The organism is Klebsiella sp. K-3, assembly GCF_051207495.1.
In the GTDB taxonomy this organism is placed as follows: domain Bacteria; phylum Pseudomonadota; class Gammaproteobacteria; order Enterobacterales; family Enterobacteriaceae; genus Klebsiella; species Klebsiella aerogenes.
On the sequence record NZ_JBPNXF010000001.1, the window covers coordinates 405,136 to 429,729 of the forward strand.

20 protein-coding genes are annotated in these 24,594 nt (G+C 56.8%); 6 read left to right on the plus strand and 14 right to left on the minus strand.

Translation table 11 applies throughout. The features are described 5' to 3' along the window. Positions 1 to 4 precede the first annotated feature (4 nt). Complete coding sequence (nagA, locus tag ACSEMK_RS01925; RefSeq protein ID WP_015367708.1) at positions 5 to 1,153, minus strand: N-acetylglucosamine-6-phosphate deacetylase; 1,149 nt, start codon at positions 1,151 to 1,153, stop codon at positions 5 to 7. 102 nt (positions 1,154 to 1,255) lie between these two features. Continuing rightward, positions 1,256 to 2,056, minus strand: coding sequence for a glucosamine-6-phosphate deaminase (gene nagB, locus ACSEMK_RS01930; RefSeq protein WP_015367707.1), 801 nt, complete (start codon positions 2,054 to 2,056; stop codon positions 1,256 to 1,258). Between the two features lie 314 nt (positions 2,057 to 2,370). Here nagB and nagE point away from each other — a divergent pair, with 314 nt between their 5' ends. The 4 genes from nagE to chiQ all read left to right on the plus strand — a co-directional run bounded on the left by nagE (position 2,371) and on the right by chiQ (position 8,384). Continuing rightward, positions 2,371 to 4,323, plus strand: coding sequence for a PTS N-acetyl glucosamine transporter subunit IIABC (nagE, locus tag ACSEMK_RS01935; RefSeq protein WP_430914383.1), 1,953 nt, complete (start codon positions 2,371 to 2,373; stop codon positions 4,321 to 4,323). 177 nt (positions 4,324 to 4,500) lie between these two features. Further along, positions 4,501 to 6,168 (plus strand): glutamine--tRNA ligase, encoded by a 1,668-nt coding sequence (gene glnS, locus ACSEMK_RS01940; protein WP_045381516.1) that lies wholly within the window; start codon positions 4,501 to 4,503, stop codon positions 6,166 to 6,168. A gap of 435 nt (positions 6,169 to 6,603) precedes the next feature. Then, on the plus strand, positions 6,604 to 8,004 hold the full coding sequence (gene chiP / locus ACSEMK_RS01945; protein WP_045392987.1) for a chitoporin ChiP: 1,401 nt from the start codon (positions 6,604 to 6,606) through the stop codon (positions 8,002 to 8,004). Between the two features lie 47 nt (positions 8,005 to 8,051). Then, the gene (chiQ, locus tag ACSEMK_RS01950) at positions 8,052 to 8,384 is read left to right on the plus strand and encodes a ChiQ/YbfN family lipoprotein (protein ID WP_113373857.1); all 333 of its coding nucleotides are present in this window, start codon (positions 8,052 to 8,054) and stop codon (positions 8,382 to 8,384) included. A 52-nt stretch (positions 8,385 to 8,436) separates the two neighbouring features. Here the strand turns inward: chiQ and ACSEMK_RS01955 are convergent, their stop codons facing one another. The 8 genes from ACSEMK_RS01955 to ybfF all read right to left on the minus strand — a co-directional run bounded on the left by ACSEMK_RS01955 (position 8,437) and on the right by ybfF (position 16,078). After that, positions 8,437 to 9,732 (minus strand): MFS transporter, encoded by a 1,296-nt coding sequence (locus ACSEMK_RS01955; protein WP_213794485.1) that lies wholly within the window; start codon positions 9,730 to 9,732, stop codon positions 8,437 to 8,439. Between the two features lie 55 nt (positions 9,733 to 9,787). Continuing rightward, on the minus strand, positions 9,788 to 10,927 hold the full coding sequence (gene tcuB, locus ACSEMK_RS01960) for a tricarballylate utilization 4Fe-4S protein TcuB (protein WP_113373859.1): 1,140 nt from the start codon (positions 10,925 to 10,927) through the stop codon (positions 9,788 to 9,790). Beyond that, positions 10,914 to 12,317 carry an FAD-dependent tricarballylate dehydrogenase TcuA gene (tcuA, locus tag ACSEMK_RS01965; protein WP_045392998.1) on the minus strand — a complete coding sequence of 468 codons (1,404 nt, stop codon included), beginning with the start codon at positions 12,315 to 12,317 and terminating at the stop codon, positions 10,914 to 10,916. The genes tcuB and tcuA overlap by 14 nt, the downstream gene beginning before the upstream one ends. A 96-nt stretch (positions 12,318 to 12,413) precedes the next feature. Further along, complete coding sequence (gene tcuR / locus ACSEMK_RS01970) at positions 12,414 to 13,340, minus strand: tricarballylate utilization LysR family transcriptional regulator TcuR (protein ID WP_430914382.1); 927 nt, start codon at positions 13,338 to 13,340, stop codon at positions 12,414 to 12,416. A gap of 112 nt (positions 13,341 to 13,452) precedes the next feature. Next, complete coding sequence (gene fur / locus ACSEMK_RS01975; RefSeq protein WP_015367698.1) at positions 13,453 to 13,905, minus strand: ferric iron uptake transcriptional regulator; 453 nt, start codon at positions 13,903 to 13,905, stop codon at positions 13,453 to 13,455. Positions 13,906 to 14,197: 292 nt separating this feature from the next. After that, positions 14,198 to 14,728 (minus strand): flavodoxin FldA, encoded by a 531-nt coding sequence (fldA, locus tag ACSEMK_RS01980; protein WP_015367697.1) that lies wholly within the window; start codon positions 14,726 to 14,728, stop codon positions 14,198 to 14,200. Positions 14,729 to 14,877: 149 nt separating this feature from the next. Continuing rightward, on the minus strand, positions 14,878 to 15,171 hold the full coding sequence (ybfE, locus tag ACSEMK_RS01985; protein ID WP_015367696.1) for a LexA regulated protein: 294 nt from the start codon (positions 15,169 to 15,171) through the stop codon (positions 14,878 to 14,880). Between the two features lie 133 nt (positions 15,172 to 15,304). Continuing rightward, on the minus strand, positions 15,305 to 16,078 hold the full coding sequence (gene ybfF / locus ACSEMK_RS01990) for an esterase (protein WP_113373861.1): 774 nt from the start codon (positions 16,076 to 16,078) through the stop codon (positions 15,305 to 15,307). 229 nt (positions 16,079 to 16,307) lie between these two features. On the opposite strand from ybfF, the gene seqA reads away from it, so the two are divergent. Together seqA and pgm are read left to right on the plus strand one after the other, a co-directional pair. After that, a complete protein-coding gene (seqA, locus tag ACSEMK_RS01995) occupies positions 16,308 to 16,868 on the plus strand; it encodes a replication initiation negative regulator SeqA (protein ID WP_213317403.1) in 561 nt (186 codons plus the stop codon). Positions 16,869 to 16,900: 32 nt separating this feature from the next. Beyond that, a complete protein-coding gene (pgm, locus tag ACSEMK_RS02000) occupies positions 16,901 to 18,541 on the plus strand; it encodes a phosphoglucomutase (alpha-D-glucose-1,6-bisphosphate-dependent) (RefSeq protein ID WP_087860223.1) in 1,641 nt (546 codons plus the stop codon). Between the two features lie 54 nt (positions 18,542 to 18,595). Here the strand turns inward: pgm and kdpE are convergent, their stop codons facing one another. From kdpE to kdpB, 4 genes are read right to left on the minus strand one after another with little or no spacing between them, the layout of a single operon-like run. Continuing rightward, positions 18,596 to 19,273 carry a two-component system response regulator KdpE gene (kdpE, locus tag ACSEMK_RS02005; RefSeq protein WP_101704229.1) on the minus strand — a complete coding sequence of 226 codons (678 nt, stop codon included), beginning with the start codon at positions 19,271 to 19,273 and terminating at the stop codon, positions 18,596 to 18,598. Further along, positions 19,270 to 21,957 (minus strand): two-component system sensor histidine kinase KdpD, encoded by a 2,688-nt coding sequence (gene kdpD, locus ACSEMK_RS02010; RefSeq protein WP_430914380.1) that lies wholly within the window; start codon positions 21,955 to 21,957, stop codon positions 19,270 to 19,272. Before kdpD ends, kdpE begins: the two co-directional genes overlap by 4 nt. A gap of 3 nt (positions 21,958 to 21,960) precedes the next feature. Then, positions 21,961 to 22,533: a potassium-transporting ATPase subunit KdpC gene (gene kdpC, locus ACSEMK_RS02015; protein WP_087860219.1), complete on the minus strand. Its 573-nt coding sequence runs from the start codon at positions 22,531 to 22,533 to the stop codon at positions 21,961 to 21,963. A gap of 10 nt (positions 22,534 to 22,543) precedes the next feature. Then, a complete protein-coding gene (gene kdpB, locus ACSEMK_RS02020; RefSeq protein ID WP_015704756.1) occupies positions 22,544 to 24,592 on the minus strand; it encodes a potassium-transporting ATPase subunit KdpB in 2,049 nt (682 codons plus the stop codon). Between the last annotated feature and the right edge of the window lie 2 nt (positions 24,593 to 24,594).

Consider the following 24,594-nt stretch of genomic DNA (forward strand, 5'->3'; position numbering starts at 1 on the left):
TTACTTACTCAGTGACGACCTCGTTACCATTAACGATGGTCTTGATGATTTTATAATCGCGGCTGAAAGCGGTCAGGTTAGCGACCATACCCGGCGCAATGCTGCCGAGCTGCTTGTCCACGCCAATCGCGCGCGCCGGGTAGAGCGTCGCCATACGCAACACTTCGTCCAGCGCCACGCCGCAATGTTCAACGAGGTTACGTACCCCTTCAATCATGGTCAGCGAAGAGCCGCTGAGGGTGCCGTTTTCATCCACGCACAGACCATTGCGGTAGTATATTGTTTTACCAGCAAAAATGAACTGGTCAATATTAGCTCCTGCCGGCGCGGTGGCGTCAGTCACCAGGCACAGTTTATCGCCTTTCAGGCGTTTAGCGTTACGCACGTTGGCGTAATCGACGTGCATACCGTCGACGATGATACCGCAGTAGACATCCGGCTCGTCGAAAATGGCGCCGGCCAGGCCCGGTTCGCGACCGGTAATATATGGCATGGCATTATAAAGGTGCGTCGCAAAAGTGATACCGGCGCGGAAACCGATTTTCGCCTCTTTCAGCGTAGCATTAGAGTGGCCTGCTGAAACGACGATGCCGGCGGCAACCAGTTTACGGATCACTTCCGGTTCGACGCGTTCAGGGGCCAGCGTCACTTTGGTGATAACGTCGGCGTTGTCGCACAGGAAGTCGACCAGCGCGGCGTCCGGTTTACGCACGTAGTCCGGGTTGTGAGTGCCTTTTTTAACGATATTCAACCACGGCCCTTCCAGATGCAGACCCAGCGCCTGGTTCGGGTGTTTTTGCAGGTATTCGCGCATCACGCGAATGCCTTGCTTCATCAGGTCATCGCTGGAGGTAATCAGCGTCGGCAGGAAGTTGGTGCAGCCGGAACGTTCATTCGCTTTCTGCATAATTTCCAGCGTTTCGACGGTGACCGCATCCGGACTATCGTTGAACTGCACGCCGCCGCAGCCGTTCAGCTGGACGTCGATGAAACCGGGGGCAATAATCGCGCCGTTGACCGAGCGTTGCTCAATTTCAGACGGCAAATCAGCCAGCGGACAGAGACGTTCGATACGGCCATTGGCGATAACAACCGCATGGTCATCGAGAATTTCATGACCGGTGTAAACCCGGCCCTGGGTTAATGCATACATTACGACCCCCGGTATATACGCCCCACCAGCTCAACTCGCATTGTTCTGGTGTGGCATACAAAGAAAAAGATGGTCCCACGCCAGGGCGCGGGACGGACTACATTACAGACCTTTAATATTTTCAGCTTCTAATTCGTTGAAATATTTCAGAGTCTTCACTTTCAGTTCCATCGTGGACGGCTCGTCGCAGACCACAACCGCTTTCGGATGCAGCTGCAGACAGGTGATGGTCCACATGTGGTTGACGTTACCTTCGACCGCCGCCTGCAGCGCCAGCGCTTTCTGATGGCCCAGCACCAGAATCATCACTTCTTCCGCATCCAGCAGAGTACCCACGCCCACGGTCAGCGCATATTTCGGCACCAGATCCACATCGCCGTCGAAGAAGCGGGAGTTGGCCACGCGGGTGTCATGGGTCAGGGTTTTAATACGGGTACGGGACGCCAGAGAAGAGGCCGGTTCGTTAAACGCGATATGACCATCGTTACCTACGCCGCCCATAAACAGGTGGATTTTACCGTAGGAGCGGATTTTTTCTTCATAACGACGGCATTCTGCATCGATATCCGGCGCATTACCATTCAGCAGGTTGATATTTTCAGCTGGAATATCAACATGGTCAAAGAAATTGCGGTGCATGAAGCTATGATAGCTTTCTGGATGCTCTTTCGGCAGGCCGACATACTCATCCATGTTGAAGGTAACAACGTGCTTGAAGCTAACCTGGCCTGCTTTATGCATTTCAACCAGCGCTTTGTAAGCGGTAAGAGGCGTACCACCGGTAGGCAGACCCAGTACGAACGGACGGTCCGCGGTCGGTTTGAACGCGTTAATGCGGTTAACGATATGACGGGCAGCCCATTTACCTACTTGTTCAGCTGTTACCAGGGGGATCAGTCTCATTCTTCACCTCTATAGTTAAATTAGAACCTGGCGGATTGGCGCCAGCATACTATGAAGAGTATTGCAGCAACTGCGCCGACCGGGGTCAATCCGTGTTGATTTTTTGAATGATAAAATAAGTTTTCGATGTTAGCCAGTCAAAGGGAGGGGGGAATACGATATTTGGTGATTATAGTCACAAAAAATACCCGTTTAATTTGCGATACGAATTAATTTTTCACACACTTTGCCGGTAAGTGATAAATCCGACCTTGTTACACAATAAAAAAGTGGCTTTGAAATGAGCCTCATCGGGGTCTCATAGGGGGAATAAGATGAATATTTTAGGTTTCTTTCAGCGGCTGGGTAGGGCGTTACAGCTCCCTATCGCAGTGCTGCCGGTCGCGGCCTTGCTGCTGCGATTCGGGCAACCAGATCTGCTGAACGTACCCTTCATCGCGCAAGCGGGTGGGGCAATCTTTGACAACTTAGCGTTGATCTTCGCCATCGGCGTGGCATCAAGTTGGTCCAAAGATAACGCGGGTTCTGCGGCGCTGGCCGGCGCGGTAGGTTATTTCGTGATGACCAAAGCGATGGTCACCATTAACCCGGAAATTAACATGGGCGTGCTGGCGGGTATCATTACCGGTCTGGTCGCGGGTGCTGTTTATAACCGTTGGGCCGGCATTAAACTGCCAGACTTCCTGAGCTTCTTCGGCGGTAAACGCTTCGTACCTATCGCTACCGGCTTCTTCTGTCTGGTGCTGGCTGCCATCTTCGGCTATGTCTGGCCGCCGGTGCAGCACGCTATTCATGCGGGTGGCGAATGGATCGTGTCTGCGGGCGCGCTGGGTTCCGGTATCTTCGGTTTCATTAACCGTCTGCTGATCCCAACCGGTCTGCATCAGGTGCTGAACACCATCGCCTGGTTCCAGATTGGCGAGTTCACCAACGCCGCGGGCGCGGTCTTCCACGGCGACATCAACCGCTTCTATGCCGGTGACGGTACCGCGGGGATGTTCATGTCCGGCTTCTTCCCGATCATGATGTTCGGTCTGCCGGGCGCTGCGCTGGCGATGTACATGGCTGCGCCGAAAGAGCGTCGTCCGATGGTCGGCGGTATGCTGCTGTCCGTGGCCATCACCGCGTTCCTGACCGGTGTGACCGAGCCGCTGGAATTCCTGTTCATGTTCCTGGCGCCATTGCTGTACCTCCTGCACGCTATCCTGACCGGTATCAGCCTGTTCATCGCAACGGCGCTGGGTATCCATGCGGGCTTCTCCTTCTCCGCGGGCGCTATCGACTACGTGTTGATGTACAGCCTGCCGGCAGCCAGCAAAAACGTCTGGATGCTGCTGGTGATGGGCGTGGTGTTCTTCTTCGTTTACTTCCTGTTGTTCAGCGCGGTTATCCGCATGTTCAACCTGAAAACGCCGGGTCGTGAAGATAAAACCGACGATGTCGTGACTGAAGAAGCTAACAGCAACACCGAAGAAGGTCTGACTCAGCTGGCGACCAACTACATCGCAGCCGTAGGCGGTACCGATAACCTGAAAGCCATTGATGCCTGTATCACCCGTCTGCGTCTGACCGTCGGCGACTCGGCGAAAGTCAACGATGCCGCGTGTAAACGTCTCGGCGCCTCCGGCGTGGTGAAACTGAACAAACAGACTATCCAGGTCATCGTTGGCGCGAAAGCGGAATCCGTTGGCGACGCCATGAAGAAAGTGGTTGCCCGTGGTCCGGTTGCCGCTACCGCCGTCTCGACTGACAGCGCGCCAGCCGCCGCGCCTGCGGTCAAACCGCAGGCGGTTGCAAACGCTAAAACCGTCGAAGCGCTGGTTTCCCCGATTACCGGCGAAGTGGTGGCGCTTGAACAGGTGCCGGATGAAGCCTTCGCCAGCAAAGCCGTCGGTGACGGTGTCGCGGTGAAACCGACCGATAACATCGTTGTCGCGCCGGCGGCCGGTACGGTGGTGAAAATCTTCAACACCAACCACGCATTCTGCCTGGAAACCGATAATGGCGCGGAAATCGTCGTCCATATGGGCATCGATACCGTCGCGCTGGAAGGCAAAGGCTTTAAACGTCTGGTTGAAGAGGGCGCACAGGTGAAAGCCGGCGAGCCGATTCTGGAAATGGATCTGGCGTTCCTCAACGTCAACGCTCGCTCGATGATTAGTCCGGTCGTCTGCAGCAACAGCGATGATTACAGCGCGCTGGTGATTCAGGCAACGGGTAACGTTGTCGCCGGCCAAACGCCGTTGTTCGAGATTAAAGGCAAGTAAGGCTCCTGAGTAGAGTTTTGCCTCAGCGGCGCAGCGAAACCTGCGCCGCTTTTTTTTGCTGCAAATACCCCCATATCCAACAACAGATACGTATTTTGCGTAACTAATAGTTGTCTCTGCGCCCTGCTTGTAAGATCATGTGCCGTTATACGTTGTTTACGCTTTGAGGAACCCGTGATGAGTGAGGCAGAAGCCCGCCCGACTAACTTTATCCGTCAGATCATCGATGAAGATCTGGCTACCGGTAAGCACACCACCGTTCATACCCGCTTCCCGCCGGAACCGAACGGCTACCTGCACATTGGCCATGCAAAATCCATTTGCCTGAACTTCGGCATCGCTCAGGATTACCAAGGTCAATGTAATCTGCGTTTCGATGACACCAACCCGGTGAAAGAAGATATCGAATACGTGGAGTCGATTAAAAACGACGTGCAGTGGTTAGGTTTCCACTGGTCCGGCGATGTCTGCTACTCCTCTGATTACTTCGATCAGCTGCATCAGTATGCGGTTGAACTGATCAACAAAGGTTTGGCCTACGTTGACGAACTGTCCGCAGACGAGATCCGCGAATACCGCGGTACCCTGAAAGAACCGGGTAAAAACAGCCCTTACCGCGATCGCAGCGTGGAAGAGAACCTGGCGCTGTTCGAAAAAATGCGCACCGGCGGCTTTGAAGAGGGTAAAGCTTGCCTGCGCGCGAAGATCGACATGGCGTCGCCGTTCATCGTGATGCGTGACCCGGTGCTGTATCGCATTAAATTTGCGGAACACCATCAGACCGGCAACAAGTGGTGCATCTACCCGATGTACGACTTCACCCACTGCATCAGCGATGCGCTGGAAGGTATCACCCACTCGCTGTGTACCCTGGAGTTCCAGGACAACCGTCGTCTGTACGACTGGGTGCTCGACAACATCAGTATTCCGGTGCATCCGCGTCAGTATGAATTCTCGCGCCTGAATCTCGAATACACCGTGATGTCCAAGCGTAAGCTGAATCAGCTGGTGACCGAGAAACACGTGGAAGGCTGGGATGACCCGCGTATGCCGACTATTTCCGGTCTGCGCCGTCGTGGTTATACCGCTGAATCCATCCGCGAGTTCTGCAAACGCATCGGCGTGACCAAGCAGGACAACACCATTGAGATGGCGTCGCTGGAGTCGTGCATTCGTGAAGATCTTAACGAAAACGCGCCGCGCGCGATGGCGGTAATCGATCCGGTTAAACTGGTTATCGAAAACTATCCGCAGGGCGCAAGTGAAATGGTGGCGATGCCGAACCATCCGAACAAGCCGGAAATGGGTAGCCGCGAGGTACCATTCAGCGCTGAGATCTGGATCGATCGCGCGGACTTCCGCGAAGAAGCCAACAAACAGTACAAGCGTCTGGTGCTGGGTAAAGAGGTGCGTCTGCGCAACGCCTACGTGATTAAAGCGGAACGCGTTGAGAAAGATGCAGAAGGTAATATCACTACCATCTTCTGTACTTACGATGCCGATACCCTGAGCAAAGACCCGGCCGATGGCCGCAAGGTTAAAGGCGTTATCCACTGGGTGAGCGCGGCGCACGCGCTGCCGGTTGAAATTCGCCTCTATGACCGTCTGTTTAGCGTGCCGAACCCGGGCGCGGCGGATGACTTCCTGGCGGTAATGAACCCGGAATCGCTGGTCATCAAGCAAGGTTTCGCGGAGCCGAGCCTGTCGAAAGCGCAGGCGGGTAAAGCATACCAGTTCGAGCGCGAAGGTTACTTCTGCCTCGACAGCCGCTACGCCACCGAGAGCCATCTGGTCTTCAACCGCACCGTTGGCCTGCGTGACACCTGGGCTAAAATCGGCGAGTAATGCTCACCGTCTTCATGAAACGCCGCGCACTGCGGCGTTTTTTTTATTTCAGAATCAGTGAATTAAGAATCGATATTTTTTCGATGCGAATTAATCTTATTAAAACGCAGTAATAATTCCCCATCTCTTCCTGCCTGCGTATTTACATTTAACCGTTTCAGCTTTGACGGATTTTCAATTTTTTTTCGATATAACCATGACTTATCGTTAAAAAAGCTGAGAAGTAAGTCTGTAACAAAACGACATAAATTATGTGCGCTTTGTCATAATCTTAAGCTTTGCTCTGCGAAAGAGATTGATAATTCGCGTCACGAAAAATAGTCTATCCATAGTGGTTTCGCGGACTTTTAACCGCACCGCTTTTAGTACTTTTTTATTTTTTTAGCGAGCTGCCTTTGGCAATCGCAATTTTAAAACGTCAAAGAGGATATGCACATGCGTACGTTTAGTGGCAAACGTAGTACGCTGGCGCTGGCTATTGCCGCCGTCACCGCGATGTCGGGTTGGGTTGTGGCTCCACAGGCCAGCGCAGCAGGCTTTATCGATGATTCTACCTTAACCGGCGGTATCTATTACTGGCAGCGCGAGCGCGACCGTAAAAACGTAGAAACCGACAAATACGAAACTAACCTTTCCCATTCTACCTGGAACGCCAACCTGGATTTCCAGTCCGGCTATGCCGCCGATATGTTTGGTCTGGATATTGCTGCCTTCACCGCGATTGAAATGGCGGAAAACGGCGACAGCGGCCATCCGAACGAAATTGCTTTCTCCTCCAGCAACCGTGCGTACAGCGAAGATTATACCGGCGATAAGAGCGGGATAAGCCTGTATAAAGCGGCAGCAAAATTTAAATTTGGCCCGGCGTGGGCGCGCGCGGGTTATATCCAGCCGACCGGACAAACGCTGCTGGCGCCGCACTGGAGCTTTATGCCGGGTACCTATCAGGGTGCGGAAGCCGGAGCCAACTTCGACTATGGCGATAACGGCGCGCTGAGTTTCTCCTATATGTGGACGAACGAATATAAGGCGCCGTGGCATATCGAGATGGATGATTTCTACCAGAACGATAAGAAAACCAAAGTTGACTATCTTCACTCTCTTGGCGCGAAGTACGATTTTAAAAACGATCTGGTGCTGGAAGCCGCATTTGGACAGGCCCAGGGCTATATCGATCAGTACTTTGCTAAAGCCAGCTACAAATTTGATATCGCGGGTTCGCCGTTGAGCACCAGCTATCAGTTCTACGGTACCCGCGATAAAGTCAGCAACGGCGGCGTCAACGATATCTACGACGGCACCGCGTGGCTGCAGGCGATCACTTTCGGCTATAAAGCGGCCGATGTGCTGGATCTGCGTCTGGAAGGGACCTGGGTGAAAGCCGATGGTCAGCAGGGCTACTTCCTGCAGCGTATGACGCCAACCTATGCCTCCTCTAACGGTCGTCTCGATATCTGGTGGGATAACCGCTCTGACTTTAACGCCAACGGCGAGAAAGCGGTGTTCTTCGGTGCGATGTACGACATGAAGAACTGGGACATGCCGGGCTGGGCGTTTGGCGCATCCTATGTTTACGCCTGGGATGCTAAGCCTGGCAGAATGGCATCTCCGGATGCTTACTACGATCCTAACTATCGTCTGAAAGAATCCGCCTACAGTCTGGATGCTATCTACACCCTGCAGGAAGGCCGCGCGAAAGGAACGATGTTCAAACTGCACTTCACGCAATACGACAACCACTCCGACATCCCTAGCTGGAGCGGCGGTTACGGCAACATCTTCCAGGATGAGCGTGACGTGAAGTTTATGGTTATCGCACCGTTCACCATTTTCTGATGCCTGCGCGGCGGGCGTGAGCCTGCCGCCCCTCCGGGAGAATAATTATGAAAAAGCTGCTGCTCATCGCCATCATGGCATCGGGTTTGGTTGCCTGCGCGCAATCGCCAGCGCCGAAAGAAGATTCCAAATTGAAAGATGCCTATAGCGCCTGTATCAACACGGCGGAAGGTAATCCGGACAAAATTGAAGCCTGTCAGAGCGTGCTCAATGTCCTGAAGGAAGAGAAACCGCATCAGCAGTTTGCGACGCAGGAGAGTGTCAGAGTGCTGGATTATCAGGCCTGTATTCAGGCGACGCGCACCGGTAATGACCAGGCGGTCAAAGCGCGCTGCGATAAAATCTGGCAGGAGATCCGCAGTAATAACACCACTAAGTAAAGCAGACAGTTAAGCGTATACGGGCGGAGCGCACACTCCGCCCGTCGCTATTTTAACGCGGTATTTCCGCTGGTTGATAGCCGCGGCTCAGACGCATGAACAACATGGCGGTGGCGGCGAATCCGCATAGCGCCGCGCACATCAGCCACCAGCCCGGCGCGCTCTTATCGCCGGTGATTTCCACCAGCGCGGTAGAGATAGCCGGCGTCAGGCCGCCGAAGATAGCGGTGGCGAGGCTAAACGCCAGCGAAAAGCCCACGGTGCGAACGTAGACCGGCATCACTTCCGTTAGCGCCGCCACCATTGCGCCGTTATACATACCAAAGAAGAACGAGAACCACAGCAGCACCAGCGTCATGCGGGTGAAGTCCGGCGCGGCGGTGAGCCATTGCATCACCGGCCAGGTGGTCAGCAGCGCCAGGACGGTGATTCCCATCAGCACCGGACGGCGGCCTATTTTGTCTGACAGCGCCCCGCCAATCGGCAACCAGATAAAGTTAGAGATACCGACCAGCATCGTGACCAGCAAGCTGTCGCGCGCGCTCAGATGCAGTACCGCTCTGCCGTAAGTTGGGGTATAGACGGTAATAAAATAAAAGGTGGTGGTGGTCATCGCTACCAGTAAGGTACCTGCGCTGATGATGCGCCAGTTTTTAACAATTGTGGTCAGTATCTCTTTCGTATCGGGACGATGCTTACGCTGAAGAAAGGCTTCGGTCTCCTGCAGCGAACGCCGTAGCACGAAAATCAGCGGGATAATCAGGCAGCCGATAAAGAAGGGAATACGCCAGCCCCATTCTGCAATCTCGTCGTGACCCAGCGTCTCGTTCAGCGCGTAGCCAATCAGCGCCGCCATGACGATGGCCACCTGTTGGCTGGCGGACTGCCAACTGGTATAGAACCCCTTTTTCCCCGGTTTGGCGATTTCCGCCAGATAGACCGACACGCCGCCGAGCTCGACCCCGGCCGAGAATCCTTGCAGCAAACGGCCAATTAATACCAGCACCGGCGCCAGCATGCCGATGGTTTGGTAGCCCGGCACCAGCGCAATCAGTAACGTGCCGCAGCCCATAATCGCCAGGGTGACCATCAGTCCTTTACGGCGCCCGATCCTGTCGATATAGGCGCCCAGCACCACCGCGCCAATGGGGCGCATCAGAAAGCCGGAACCAAATACGGCAAAGGTGAGCATCAACGCCGCAAACTCGCTCTCTGCCGGAAAGAAGGTTCTGGCGATATAGGTGGCATAGAAACCAAACAGAAAGAAGTCGAATTGCTCGAGAAAATTACCGCTGGTTACGCGGAGAATTGCGCCGAAGGTACCGGCGCGCGAGGTTGGTTGGGTCATAGAGTTTGCTCTCCATTGTCTTTATCTTGTTGTTATAGAGGTAAGAGGGAGCGGGTTAGTCGCCTGCGACTGCCGCCTGTTTTCCGCGCCGCTTCTCAATCGCCCACTTGAGTAACGCCGCACAGCGATAAAATCCGTGGGCAAATTTTCCGTAAGGCAGCGTTAAAAACAGCGCCATCACCACCCCGAGATGGATAGCGAGCAGAATGCCCATCCACGAGGTGTCCCGGCCCGCCAGGAGCGCGAGCCCGGTAAAACTGGTCAGCAGCAATAGCAGGATAAAACCACGATCCATCGGTTTTTGCCGCGCGTCGCCGTGCAGCGGCGAGCGGCGCAGGTTCAGCCATAGCAAACCCGCTGGGCCCACCAGTAGCCCGATCCCGCCAAGCGTGCCCAGCAGCACCGGTACGCTGAAGAACGGGTAGGGCGCTTCCCAGCCGGCGAAGTAGTGATAGCCCGTGGCCACAACCGTGGCGGCGAAACAGAGCATAAAACCGTAAAAGGTGAAGTGGTGAAAACGGCGGCGCATCAGGGTGAAGGCGTCATCGGCCTCGTTACAGCCTTTACCGTGTCCGCCGTCGAGATATTTCAAGGTCAGCGCATCATGTGAGGCCCTGGCGATATCAGCCGCCTGCGGTTGGCCCGGCGAGATCTCGCGCCAGAAACGAATCACCCCGCTCATCAGTAAACCGATGGCCAAAATAAAGACTGAACCAAACATCCACGCCAGCAGGTTATGTGGGAAAATCTGGTAGAAATCGCCGGCCAGCGGCGGGTGCAGCAGCGAGCCTTTGAGCCCCATCGCCAGCAGCAGAAACAGGACAAGACCCGCGACCAGCGCCAGCACCGTGGCGATCCCCGCACGGCGATATAAACTGCCGAAAGCGGCGGGCCGGGCGTAATGTTGATAGGTTTCCAGCCGCACTTCCGCCATCGCTTTGGGAACATTAATCGCAAACTCGTGCGGCGGGGCATACTGGCAGGCGTGCAGGCAGGCGCCGCAGTTGTGGCACAGGTTCGCCAGATAGTTAATATCCGCCTTGCCAAAGGACAGACGCTGGGTCATGGCCGGAAATACGGCGCAAAAACCTTCGCAATAGCGGCAGGCGTTACAGACCTGCATCACCCGTTCGACTTCCGCTTCCGGCTCGGTGATGATTTGCGCCTCGATGATCAGCTTTTCAAGCGACTTCATGATGTTTCTCCTGCTGTGCCGCCAGGGCGGCTTGCTGACCGGCAATGCGGCCGAATGTGGTCCCGATCGACATGCCTACGCCGGCGGTATAGCCTTTGCCCAGCACGTTGCCGGCCATCATTTCGCCGGCGACAAACAGATTGCGGCTCGGCTTGCCGGCAAAGTGGACGGCGGCGTGTTGATTGACGTACAGCCCGAGGTAGGTGAAGGTGATCCCTGGACGCAGGGCATAACCATAATAAGGCGGCGTATCGATAGGCCGCGCCCAGTGGGTCTTCGGCGGAGTCAGGCCGGAGGTGGTGCAGTTATCAAGACGGGTATGGTCGAACTGGCCTGGCGTACAGGCGGCATTGTAGCTGGCGATGGTCTGTGACAAACGTTCGCCGTCCAGCCCCAATTGGCGCGCCAGTTCCGCGATGGTATTGGCCTGGGCGCCCGGAAATACCGGCGGCATAAATTGTCCAACGGCTTTGCTGTCGATAATCGAATAGCCGATTTGCCCCGGCTGGTGGGCGACCAGACGGCCCCAGATGGCGTAACGTTTGGGCCAGAAATCTTCCCCTTCATCATAAAAGCGCTCGGCATCGCGGTTCACCACCACCCCCAGCGACACGCAGTCGACGCGGGTACAGATGCCGCCGTCATAGAGCGGCGCCCGGGCGTCAATGGCGACGCAGTGCGACTGTGAAGGATCGCCGATGATATCGGCTCCGGCATCGATCATAAATTTGAGCAGCACTCCCTGATTAAAACGGGTGCCGCGGATGAGAAAGTTGTCTGCAGGCCATTCGCCGCGCTCATTTTGCCCCCAGGCTTCGCGCAGCCACTCGCGGTTAGATTCAAAACCGCCGGCGGCGAGCACGCAGGTTTTAGCGGCGATCCGCTCAGTGCCTGCCAGCGCGGCGACGAATTCGCCATCACGTAATTCAAGCGCCTGTACCGGGGTGTTATAGCGGATCTGTACGCCCATCTGTTCGGCGCTGCGGTAATAGGCATTGACCAGGGCTTTGCCGCCGCCCATAAAAAAGGCGTTAGTGCGGGCGACGTGCAGGGCGCCGGATAACGGCGGTTGAAAGTTAACGCCATGGCGGCGCATCCAGTCCCGACAGTGCGACGAGGTGCGGATCACCAGACGGGCCAGCGCTTCGTTGGTATTGCCGTCGGTAACGCGCAGCAGATCCTGCCAGTATTCTTCTTCCGGATAGCTGTCGACTAAGACATCCTGCGGCGCATCGTGCATACAACGCAGATTACGCGTGTGCTGAGAGTTACCGCCCCGCCATTCCCGCGGCGCGGCTTCCAGCAGCAGTACGGATGCGCCTGCTTCCCGGGCGGTTAAGGCGGCGCATAACGCGGCGTTGCCGCCGCCAATCACCAGTACATCCACCATTATCGGCTCCATTACGCTTTGACTAATTGTTAAATTTGTAATGGAAATGTAAGGTGCAGGGGCGGCAGGCGCTATGGCGTAAAGCTAAAGGGGGGTTTAGTGTGTGTAAAGACTGGCGCCCGGCCAGTTGCCGGATTCAACTAGCTGGCGCATGACTTTTGCCAGCATTACCCGTGCCGCAAGGCCTGCCGGGGTGAGTTCGTCATCGGAAAGACTGACCAGAAAATTCGGTCGGCTAAGTACCGGATTATCGACGCCGATCACTCTTAGCGCCTGGCTGTCGAGATGAGAAATCGCTGCGCCCGGCTGCAGCGTGGCGCCGAGCCCGTCACGAACGGCGCGCATCAGCAGGGCCAGGCCATCGATTTCAGCCACCACGTCAACGTTGATGGCGTGCTCCTGGCAAATAGCTTCCAGTCTGCCGCGCAGGCCATGCCCCTGGCTTGGCATAATCAGCGGGATGGCGGCCAGTTGGTTCGGGGAGATGCTATCGCCGGGCAGCGGCGCCAGCACGTCATGGGCGCCAATCAGGAACAGACGTTCCTCAAGAATGGGTCGGGCGCTCCAGCGCAGGATCTTCTCTTTCTGGAAAACGATGGCTAAATCGAGCTGGCGGGTGTTGATCATCCGTTCCAGATTGCCGGAGAGGCTCTCCACCAGGTGCAGGCGGACGTCGGCGTAGCTTTCGCGCATGGCGTTGATAAAAGGTACGCCCAGTACAGAAGCGGTGCTCGGCGCCATACCGACGCTGACGTGACCGGAAAGGCGCGCCTCGCGCGCGGCGAGAATAGCATCGTCAGCATGACGCAGCGCCAGTTGCGCCTGCGAGTAAAAGGCCAGCCCGGCGCTGGTGGGCATTACGCCGCGCGAAGTCCGTTGCAGCAGGCGGATAGCGAGTTCATTTTCCAGACGCGCCATTTGCTGGCTGAGCGCAGAAACGCCAATATTCAGATCGAGCGCGGCGCGGCCCATACTGCCGGTTTCCACAATGCGGACAAAATAGCGTAGCTGGCGCAGCTCCATATTGACTCTCCGTACAAGGCGTTATGCACTGACAGAATACGCATGCCGGTGGATTTCGCCCATAAAAAAGCCAACCTTCAGGTTGGCTTTTTACGACAAACGAGACGGGAAATTATTTATTCACCGCATCGTGGGCATGTTCATCTTCGCGGCAGTCGCCTTCCGCACAGTGGCCGTACAGGTACAGGCTGTGGTTGGTTAAGCGGATGCCGTGTTGCGCAGCAATTTCACGTTGGCGGGATTCGATAGAATCATCGCTGAACTCGATCACTTTGCCGCAATCGAGGCAAATCAGGTGATCGTGGTGGTGCTGCTGAGTCAGCTCGAATACGGATTTACCGCCTTCGAAGTTGTGACGAGTCACGATGCCTGCATCGTCGAACTGGTTCAGCACGCGGTAAACGGTAGCCAGACCAATCTCTTCACCCATATCGATCAGGCGTTTATATAAATCTTCCGCACTGACGTGATGGTTATCCGGTTCCTGCAACACTTCCAGAATTTTCAGTCGGGGAAGTGTGACTTTCAGGCCAGCCTTCTTTAATGCGATATTGTTGTCAGTCATGCGGAATCTGTCCTGTTGCTAAAGATCGGCTTCCTTCAAAGGGAAGCAATACAGAGAATCACCCGATGTAATGCGTCTCATTATAGAGCTGCAACTCTGAAATGAAAACTGCAACCATCGCGCCTTGTAAGCTGTCAAAAACGAATTACCAGCTACAAACTGTGTCACGTGACCTCGTGGAATCAGAGGACATTGTACAGATATGTGATGAAAAGTTAAAAACTTGTAGCTATTAGTTTGATTGCTTTTATCTATTAATTCAGCGCAGCTTAATAGCTGCGCTGTTTGATTCTTAGGCGTTTTTGATTTCTTCCAGATGCAGCTCTTCGGAAATCTGCTTCACCCACTTCTCAACGCGCTCGTTGGTCAGTTCCGGTTGACGGTCTTCATCAATCGCCAGACCTACGAAGTGATCGTCGTCCGCCAGGCCTTTCGACGCTTCAAAGTGGTAGCCCGCGGTCGGCCAGTGGCCAACGATGGTTGCGCCGCGCGGTTCAATGATGTCACGAATGGTGCCCAGCGCATCGCAGAAGTATTCTGCGTAATCTTCCTGGTCGCCGCAGCCAAAGACGGCTACCAGCTTACCGTTGAAGTCGATCTCTTCCAGCGTCGGGAAGAAGTCGTCCCAGTCGCACTGCGCTTCGCCGTAGTACCAGGTTGGGATGCCGAGCAGCAGAATATCGTGGCTTTCCAGATCTTCTTTGCTGCTCTTGGCAATGTCGTGAACTTCAGCAACGTCTTTACCGAGCTGCTTTTGGATCATTTTTGCAATATTTTCGGTGTTGCCGGTGTCGCTGCCAAAAAAGATGCCGATGATTGCCATGAGTAAAATAACCTCTTGAAACTTAATGATGTGGTAGTGGCATTATGCCTACAGTTAACGGCAATCATAGCAGAACAGGGAAGGGCGCGGAAACAGCAATAACGTCCTGGTGCACACTCTGCTACATGAAAGCGATTTTTTTGCGTTTTTCAGACTTCGCCCTGGTTACGCAGGCAGGCCAGTTGGTGCATCAGCATCTCTTCGATAAGATCGCTGCGGCTCATATTGCGGGCTTCCGCCAGCTCATTAAGCGCGTCGACCGCATCGGCGTTGAGCTTCAACTCAACGCGCTTCAAGCCGCGAACCTTATCGCGTTTGAGCTGATTGCGTTTGTTGATGCGCAGTTGTTCATCGCGCGAAAGCGGATTGGTTTTCGGTCTACCCGGGCGACGCTCATTTGCGAACAAATCTAATGTCGTTCGGTCCGTTTGTTCTTTTGCCATGATTCAGAGTGACTTCGGGGAAACAAGCTGCCGGGCTATAGCCGGCGCAGATAGCGCGCCATAATACATCAGGCGAACCGCTGCGCCAACGACCGCGGGCATTCTGCCGCGCGGTCGGGCGTTTTTTAGCCACTCAGGCTTCAATTGTGCTCAGATAACGGCGAATTGCGCGTAAAACCGCCTCGGGTTTTTCCGCATGCACCCAGTGTCCGGCGCCGGCAATGACGTGGGCGCGGGCCTGCGGGAACTGCGCCAGCAGCGCGTCGCGGTATTCATCGGTGACATAAGGGGAGTTGCCGCCGGGAATAAATTGCGCCGGGTGCGGCCAGGCTGGCACGGTTTCCCAGCCGACAATATGCGGGTATTGATCCCACAGCGCCGGCACGTTGAAGCGCCACGCGCCGTCGACAAAGGATTTCAGCAGAAACTGAATGACGCCTTCTTCCTTTATATGCTCGCGCATCACCTGCGCCGCCTGCTGGCGGGTGCTGGCGGCGGATTCGCTGACCGCGTTAATCGCCGCGAAGATCTCATCATGACGGCGGACGTGATAAGCCACCGGCGCAATATCAATCGCCACCAGCCCGGCGATGCGATCCGGCGCCAGCGCGGTCAGCGCCATCACCGCTTTGCCGCCCATCGAATGGCCGATAAAAGTCGCTTTCTCTATCTGATGATCGTCAAGAGTATCCAACAGATCCTGCGCCATCGCGCGGTAGGTCATCTCCGGCGAACGCGGGGATAAACCGTGGTTTCGCATATCGACCTGCAATATATCGTAGTCGGCGACCAGATCGCGGGCGAGGATCCCAAGATTGTCCAGGCTGCCGAACAGGCCGTGTACCAGGACGATTGGGGATTTATTGTGCGGGTTTTGTGCAGATTGCGCTCGGCTATTTAATTTCATGGCAAAGTTCTTTTTTTCGCTCCGTCGGGTTAGGGTATTATGTTGGACATTCTGCCATTAGGCTGCAAGACCCGGAAGCATTCTGAGTTTTAACGCCATCCTGGTTTGACGCTATTCGCGGTTGGGATTTGTCCTCTATCTGCTGCCTGTTGCGCTGCGGCGTGAAAGACAAAGGATAGTTAATCCCGACGACTTGTATTCAGAAACAAAGAAATCGCACTGGATTAAGATGAAAACAATCGAAGTTGATGATGAGCTCTACCGCTATATTGCCAGCCACACTCAGCATATTGGCGAGAGCGCATCCGACATTTTACGGCGCATGCTGAAATTTTCCGCCGTTTCTCAGCCTGCATCTGGCGCGCCAGCGGCGAAAGCCGCGCCGACGGCTGCTCCTGCGGCGGCGCCAGCCGTCGAAGCGAAGCCGGCCAACCCGGTTAAAGATAAAGTCCGCGCGATGCGCGAGCTGCTGTTATCTGACGAATACGCTGAACAAAAGCGCGCGGTTAACCGCTTCATGCTGGTGTTGACTACGCTTTACTCGTTAGACAGTAAGGCATTTTCAGAAGCCACTGAGTCTCTGCACGGACGCACCCGCGTATACTTCGCCGAAGACTCACGGACGCTGCTGAAAAGCGGTAATCAGACCAAACCGAAACAGGTTCCTGGTACGCCGTGGTGGGTTATCACCAATACTAATACCGGCCGTAAATGCAGCATGATCGAACACATCATGCAATCAATGCAGTTCCCTGCGGAGCTGATTGAAAAGGTTTGCGGCACGATCTAGTTAATTAAACTTTGCACCAGAAGGATCAGGCAATGGCAATCGATAAACGTGCGGGTCAGCCGGCACAACAGAGTGATTTGATTAACGTCGCCCAGCTGACCGCTCAGTACTATGTGCTGAAGCCGGAAGCGGGCAATGCGGAGCATGCGGTTAAATTCGGCACCTCCGGCCATCGCGGTAGCGCAGGGCGCCACAATTTCAATGAGCAGCATATTCTGGCGATTGCGCAGGCGATTGCGGAAAACCGCGCGAAAAACGGCATCACCGGCCCGTGCTACGTGGGTAAGGATACCCACGCTTTATCCGAACCGGCATTTATTTCCGTGCTGGAAGTGCTGGCGGCAAACGGTGTTGATGTGATCGTTCAGGAAAACAACGGCTTCACCCCGACGCCGGCGGTTTCCAACGCGATTCTGGTGCATAACAAAAAAGGCGGGCCGCTGGCGGATGGTATTGTCATTACCCCGTCGCACAACCCGCCGGAAGATGGCGGTATTAAGTACAACCCGCCAAACGGCGGCCCGGCTGATACTAACGTGACGAAAGTGGTAGAGAACCGCGCTAATGAACTGCTGGCTGCTGGTCTGCAGGGCGTGAAACGTATTTCTCTCGACGCCGCGCTGGCTTCCGGCCACGTGAAAGAGCAGGACCTGGTACAGCCGTTTATTGAAGGGCTGGCGGATATCGTCGATATGGCGGCTATCCAGAAAGCGGGCCTGAAACTGGGCGTCGACCCGCTGGGCGGATCCGGTATCGAATACTGGAAACGCATCGGCCAACACTACAAGCTGGATTTGACCATCGTCAACGATCAGGTCGATCAGACGTTCCGCTTTATGCACCTTGATAAAGATGGCGCGATCCGCATGGACTGCTCCTCCGAGTGTGCGATGGCGGGTCTGCTGGCGCTGCGCGATAAGTTCGATCTGGCTTTCGCCAACGATCCGGATTACGACCGTCACGGTATCGTGACCCCGGCTGGCCTGATGAACCCGAACCACTATCTGGCGGTGGCTATCAACTACCTGTTCCAGCATCGTCCGCAGTGGGGCAAAGATGTTGCGGTTGGTAAAACGCTGGTTTCTTCGGCGATGATTGACCGCGTGGTTAACGATCTGGGCCGTAAGCTGGTGGAAGTGCCGGTAGGCTTTAAATGGTTTGTTGACGGTCTGTTCGACGGCAGCTTCGGCTTCGGCGGCGAAGAGAGCGCCGGGGCATCGTTCCTGCGTTTCGACGGCACGCCGTGGTCCACTGATAAAGACGGTATCATCATGTGCCTGCTGGCGGCGGAAATCACCGCGGTGACCGGTAAGAACCCGCAGGAACACTACAACGAGCTGGCGGAACGCTTTGGCGCCCCGAGCTACAACCGTCTGCAGGCATCGGCCACTTCCGCGCAGAAAGCGGCGCTGTCTAAGCTTTCGCCGGAAATGGTGAGCGCCGATACGCTGGCGGGCGATCCGATCACAGCGCGTCTGACCGCGGCGCCGGGCAACGGCGCTTCTATCGGCGGGCTGAAAGTGATGACCGACAACGGCTGGTTCGCGGCCCGTCCGTCAGGCACCGAAGACGCCTACAAAATCTACTGCGAGAGCTTCCTTGGCGAAGAGCATCGCAAGCTGATTGAAAAAGAAGCGGTAGAGATTGTCAGTGAAGTGCTGAAAAACGCCTGATCCTGTTTACCCCGGCGGCGTTAACCGACCGCCGGGGTCATTGATTTGTTCCCTTCAAGGCATAAAGCGATAGCCAATACCGGTTTCGGTCAGCAGATGCTGCGGCCGCGCCGGGTCAGCCTCCAGCTTTTGCCGTAAGTGCCCCATATAAATCCGTAGATAGTGACTGTGTTCGACGGCGTTAGGTCCCCATACCTGATTCAGAAGTTGGCGCTGGGTGAGCACTTTGCCCGGATTGTTCAGCAGCGCCGCCAGCAGGCGAAACTCGATGGGCGTCAGGTGAATTTCTTCACTACCGCGCACGATACGGCGGGCGGGGATGTCGACGCTAATATCGGCAAAACGCACCACCGGCTCATCGGCCTGCGCGCTGCCGTGACGGCGCAGCGCGACGCGTAGCCGCGCCTGCAGTTCACCAATGCCGAACGGTTTACTGAGGTAGTCATCGGCGCCGGCGTCAAGGGCGGCGATCTTGTCATGTTCTTCGCTGCGCGCCGACAGCACGATAATCGGCATCTGGCTCCACTGGCGGACTTCGCGGATAAAATCATTACCGTCGCCGTCCGGCAGGCCAAGATCGAGGATCGCTAAATCCGGTTTGCGGGTGGCGGCTTCGATGAGTCCGCGCTGCAGGGTTTCGGCTTCAAATACGCGCATGCCGTCGGCTTCCAGCGCGGTGCGCAGAAAGCGGCGGATAGCGTGTTCGTCTTCGATGATTAAAACGTTAATCACATTTCCTCGGCTAACTCTTCCAGTTCTGGGGGGGCTTCTCGCGGCAGTGTAACACGGAAACAGGCGCCGCCCTCCGGACGGTTGCTGGCGGTAATGCTGCCGTCGTGCACCTCGACAATGGCCTGGCAAATCGCCAGCCCCAGGCCGACGCCGGGGATGGCCGACTCTTTATTACCGCGGGCGAATTTATCAAAGATAGCCTGTTCCTGGCCTGCCGCGATCCCTGGACCATTATCCCAGACTTCGATGATCAACTGTTGCGTATCCGCTTCGGCATGAATGCCAAGCTGCGCCTGCGCGCCGGCGTATTTATGCGCGTTCTCCAGCAGGTTGATCAGCACCCGTTCAAACAGCGGGCCGTCAACATGGACCAACAGCAGCGGGTCCGGCAGCGACAGTTGGATGCGCTGGCCGCCAAGCCCAGACTCCAGCATACGCAGGGCGCTACCGACGATCTCTTCGAGAGTTAACCACTCTTTGTGCAGATTAAAACCGCCGGACTGAATACGCGCCATATCCAGTAGATTATTCACCAACCGGGTAGTGTTGAGCACGTGCTGGCGAATTTCGTTGGCCTGCGGCGCGTGCTTCGACCCTTCGCTGGCCAGATCGAGGGTCAGGATCTCCGCCTGGCCGAACAGGACCGTCAGCGGCGTCCGCAGATCGTGAGAGAGGGCGGCCAGCAGTGAGTTGCGCAGGCTTTCGCGTTCGCTGGTCAAGCGCGCCTGCTCTTCGCTGGCGGTCAGGGTCAGGCGCTCAAGCGCGCTGGCCACCAGCAGGGTAAAGGTTTCCAGCAGCCGCTGTTGTTCGGGGATCATCAGCTGGCGCAGATTTTCCGGTTCGACCAGCAGCAGCCCCCAAGTGCGGGCGGCGCTTTGTAGCGGCAGAATTTGATACGGCACGCCGGGGAGAGTGTCGGTACCGGCCCCGGCTGGCTGACCTTTATCGAAACTCCAGCGGGCAATCGCATCATCCCACGAGAAAACGCCGGATTGCTGGGTCATCGGCTGCAACTGCCCGTTCTCATCAGGCAGCAGTAGCTGGCTGCGGGCCTGAAAGGTAGAAGTAATAAAGCGTTCGCTGGTGGCGGCGATATCTTCACGGCTGCGGCCGACCGCCAGCGCTTTTGACATTTCATACAGATGGCGGGTACGCCGCTCGCGATAACGCGCCACCCGCGCCTGGTATCGCATCCCGGCGGTCAGGTTGCCGATCACCAGACCAACGGTCAGCATCACGCCGAACGTCAGCAGGTACTGAACGTCGGAAACTGCCAGCGTACCGCGTGGGGCGACAAAAAAGAGATCGAAGCTAATCACGTTGATAAAGGTCGCCAGCACCGATGGCCAGCGGCCATACAGCAGGGCGATTATCACCACGCCCAGTAGATAGAGCATCACCAGGTTGGCGGCTTCAAAGGCCATCAGCCACTGCATGGCGACTACGGTGATAATGGCGCATAGCGCCACGGCCAACAGACAACCCTTCAACTGTTGGCGCCATTTATCAATAGCCGTACGATTGTCATTTGCGCGGGCGGGCAGGGAGGCCGGTTTTTCATCCAGCGCGATCACCACCAGATCGAGGTCCGGGGCGCGACGCGCCAGACGGTCGGCAAACCCGGCTCGTTCCCACCAGCGGCGCTCTCCCTGGCGACCAATCACAATTTTGCCGAGGTTGTGCTCGCGAGCGTAATGCAGCACCGCTTTTTCTTCCGATGGGTCGGAGAGCGTCGCGGTTTCGGCGCCTAACTCTTGCGCTAGCTTCAGCGCGGCGAGGATCGCCCGCCGCCTGGCCTCCGGTAGACGGTGCAGCGCGGGCGTTTCTACATAGACCGCGTGCCAGACGCTACCGAGCCTGGCCGCCAGCCGGGCGGCGGCGCGAACCAGTTTTTCGCTACCGGTATTGTGGCCGATGCATAGCAGAATGGCGTCGCGGGTGTGCCAGACTTTTTCCTGCCCCTGGCGGTCGCGCCAGGCGCGCATTTGTTCATCTACCCGATCGGCGGTACGACGCAGCGCCAGTTCGCGCAGGGCGATCAGATTACCTTTGCGGAAGAAGTTTTCGATGGCGCGTTCGGCCTGGCCGCCGATGTACACCTTGCCCTCATTCAGGCGCTGGCGCAGATCGTCCGGCGGCAAATCCACCAGAACCACATCATCGGCGGCGTCAAAGAAGGGGTCGGGGACGGTTTCGCGTACCTGCACGCCGGTAATACCGCTGACTACATCATTGAGGCTTTCAAGATGCTGGACGTTGACGGTGGTGAAGACGTCGATACCGGCTTCGAGCAGTTCTTCGACGTCCTGCCAGCGCTTCGGGTGGCGCGAACCCGGCGCGTTGCTATGCGCCAGTTCGTCCACCAGGATCAGCGCCGGGCGGCGGGCCAGCGCGGCATCAAGATCAAACTCATGAACGTAGCGTCCGCGGTGGGAAATGCGCTTTTGCGGGAGGGCGCTAAGCCCCTCCAACATGGCGGCGGTATCTTTGCGGCCGTGGGTTTCCGCCACGCCGATCAGAATATCCAGCCCCTGAGCGCGCAGCCGCTGCGCTTCCGCCAGCATTGCCCAGGTCTTACCCACCCCGGCGCAGGCGCCGAAAAACACCTTCAGCTTGCCGCGATGCGGCGCAGCGGTTTGTTGCAGCAGACGGTCGGGGTCCGGACGCAGCGGCTCGTCACTCATTGATTAATCCTTTAGGGCATCCAGCGCCATGTTCAGTTGCAGTATATTTACCACAGGTTGACCGAGAAAACTGAGCAACGGTTTTTGCGTCGCCTGGTCCACTAACTGTTTCACCTGCGCATCGCTGAGGTTGCGCGCTTTGGCGACGCGCGGTACCTGCCACAGCGCCGCGGCTGGGGTCAGATTGTTATCCAGTCCGCTGGCCGACGCGGTAACCAACTCGACCGGCACCGTCGGGCTCGCTTGCGGGTTAGCGGCGCGTAATGCCTGTACCCGTTCGCTTATCGCTTTATCCAGCGCCGGATTGCTGACCGCCAGATTACTGCCGCCGGAGGCCAGCGGATTATCCGCCACCTCTGCCGTCGCGGAAGGGCGGCCGTGGAAATAACCGGCGGCGGTAAAGTTCTGCCCGATCAGAGCGGAGCCGCGCACCTCGCCGTCGAGATGGATCAGCGAGCCGTTAGCCTGCTGCGGGAACCACCACTGCCCTAAGGCGGTAGTCAGTAACGGATACAGGCCGCCGGTGAGCAGGGTTAACAGAATAAATAGCACAAGTGCCGGACGAATCAATGACATGGTAATTTCCTCACACCAGACCGGTCAGGGTCAGCAACAGGTCGATAGCTTTAATACCGACAAAAGGCACGATCAGCCCGCCGAGGCCGTAAACCCACAGGTTGCGGCGCAGCATCGCCGACGCCGACAGCGGACGATAGCTCACGCCCTTCAGCGCTAAAGGGATCAGGCAGACGATAATCAGGGCGTTAAAAATAACCGCGCTCATGATCGCCGAAGAGGGCGAGTGCAGATGCATCACATTCAGCATCGCCAGTTGCGGATAGGCGGCGGCGAAGGCGGCCGGAATAATCGCGAAATACTTGGCGACGTCGTTGGCGATACTGAATGTGGTTAACGACCCTCGGGTCATCAGCATCTGTTTACCGATATGCACCACTTCAATCAGCTTGGTCGGGTTCGAGTCGAGATCCACCATGTTGCCCGCCTCTTTCGCTGCCTGGGTGCCGGAGTTCATCGCGACCGCCACATCAGCCTGCGCCAGCGCCGGAGCGTCGTTGGTGCCGTCGCCGGTCATCGCCACCAGCCGTCCTTCCGACTGATACTGGCGAATCAGCGCCAGCTTGGCTTCCGGCGTTGCTTCGGCCAGAAAATCATCAACCCCCGCTTCGGCGGCGATGGCGGCGGCGGTCAGGCGGTTATCACCGGTGATCATCACCGTTTTAATGCCCATTTTGCGCAGCTGGGCGAAACGCTCTTTAATGCCGCCTTTGACGATATCTTTGAGCGAAATAATCCCCAGCACGCGTTCGCCCTCGGCGACGACCAGCGGCGTGGCCCCCTGGCGGGCGACCTCTTCTACCTGCTTATCGACATCGGCCGGGAAGTGGCCGCCGTTAGCTTCGATATGGCGGCGAATCGCGTCCACCGATCCTTTACGGATCATGCGTTGGTCGATGTTAATACCGCTCATACGGGTCTGGGCAGTGAAGGGGACAAATGTGGCGTGCAGCGACTGCAGATCGCGTTCGCGCAGATTAAAGCGCTGTTTCGCCAGCACCACGATGCTGCGGCCTTCCGGCGTTTCATCCGCCAGCGACGATAGCTGGGCGGCATCGGCCAGCACGCGCTCTTCGACGCCGCGAGCCGGCAGAAAAGCTGAGGCCTGACGGTTGCCGAGGGTGATGGTGCCGGTTTTATCCAGCAGCAGTACGTCGACATCGCCGGCGGCTTCCACCGCGCGCCCGCTGGTGGCGATAACGTTGGCGCCGAGCATCCGGCTCATCCCGGCGACGCCGATAGCGGAGAGCAGGCCGCCGATGGTGGTTGGGATCAGGCACACCAGCAGCGCCACCAGTACGGTCACGCTAACCGCATTACCGCTCCACGCCGAGAAGGGCCAGATGGTGGCGGTGGCCAGCAGGAACACCAGCGTCAGGGCGATTAACAGGATCGTCAATGCGATTTCGTTCGGCGTTTTACGGCGCTGCGCGCCTTCAACCATGGCGATCATCCGGTCGAGGAAGGTTTCACCCGGATTGACGCTGCAGCGGATCACCAGCCAGTCAGAGAGGATCCGGGTGCCGCCGGTGACCGAGGCGAAATCGCCGCCGGACTCGCGGATAACCGGCGCGGATTCCCCGGTGATGGCGCTTTCATCTACCGAAGCGCCGCCTTCGATCACTTCGCCGTCGCAGGGGATAATGTCGCCGGCTTCCACCAGTACGATATCGCCTTTGCGTAACTCTTCCGCCGGGACGTGATCCATCGGGGCATCGTGCTGCGGCGCGCGCAGCTTACGGGCGAAAGCGGTTTTTTTCACCCCTTTCAGGCTGTTGGCCTGCGCTTTGCTTCGTCCTTCGGCCATCGCTTCGGCGAAGTTGGCGAACAGCACGGTAAACCACAACCACAGACTCACGGCTGCGGTAAAGCCGGCGTGACCCGTAAGATATCCCCCGGCCATGGCCATCGCCAGCAGGGTGGTCAGCACGCTGCCAATCCAGACGATAAACATCACCGGGTTACGCCACTGCACCGAAGGGCTGAGTTTTTTCACGGCATCCAGCAGCGCCTGACGCACCAGCGTCGGCTCCAGCAGGGCTAATTGTTTGCGACTCATAA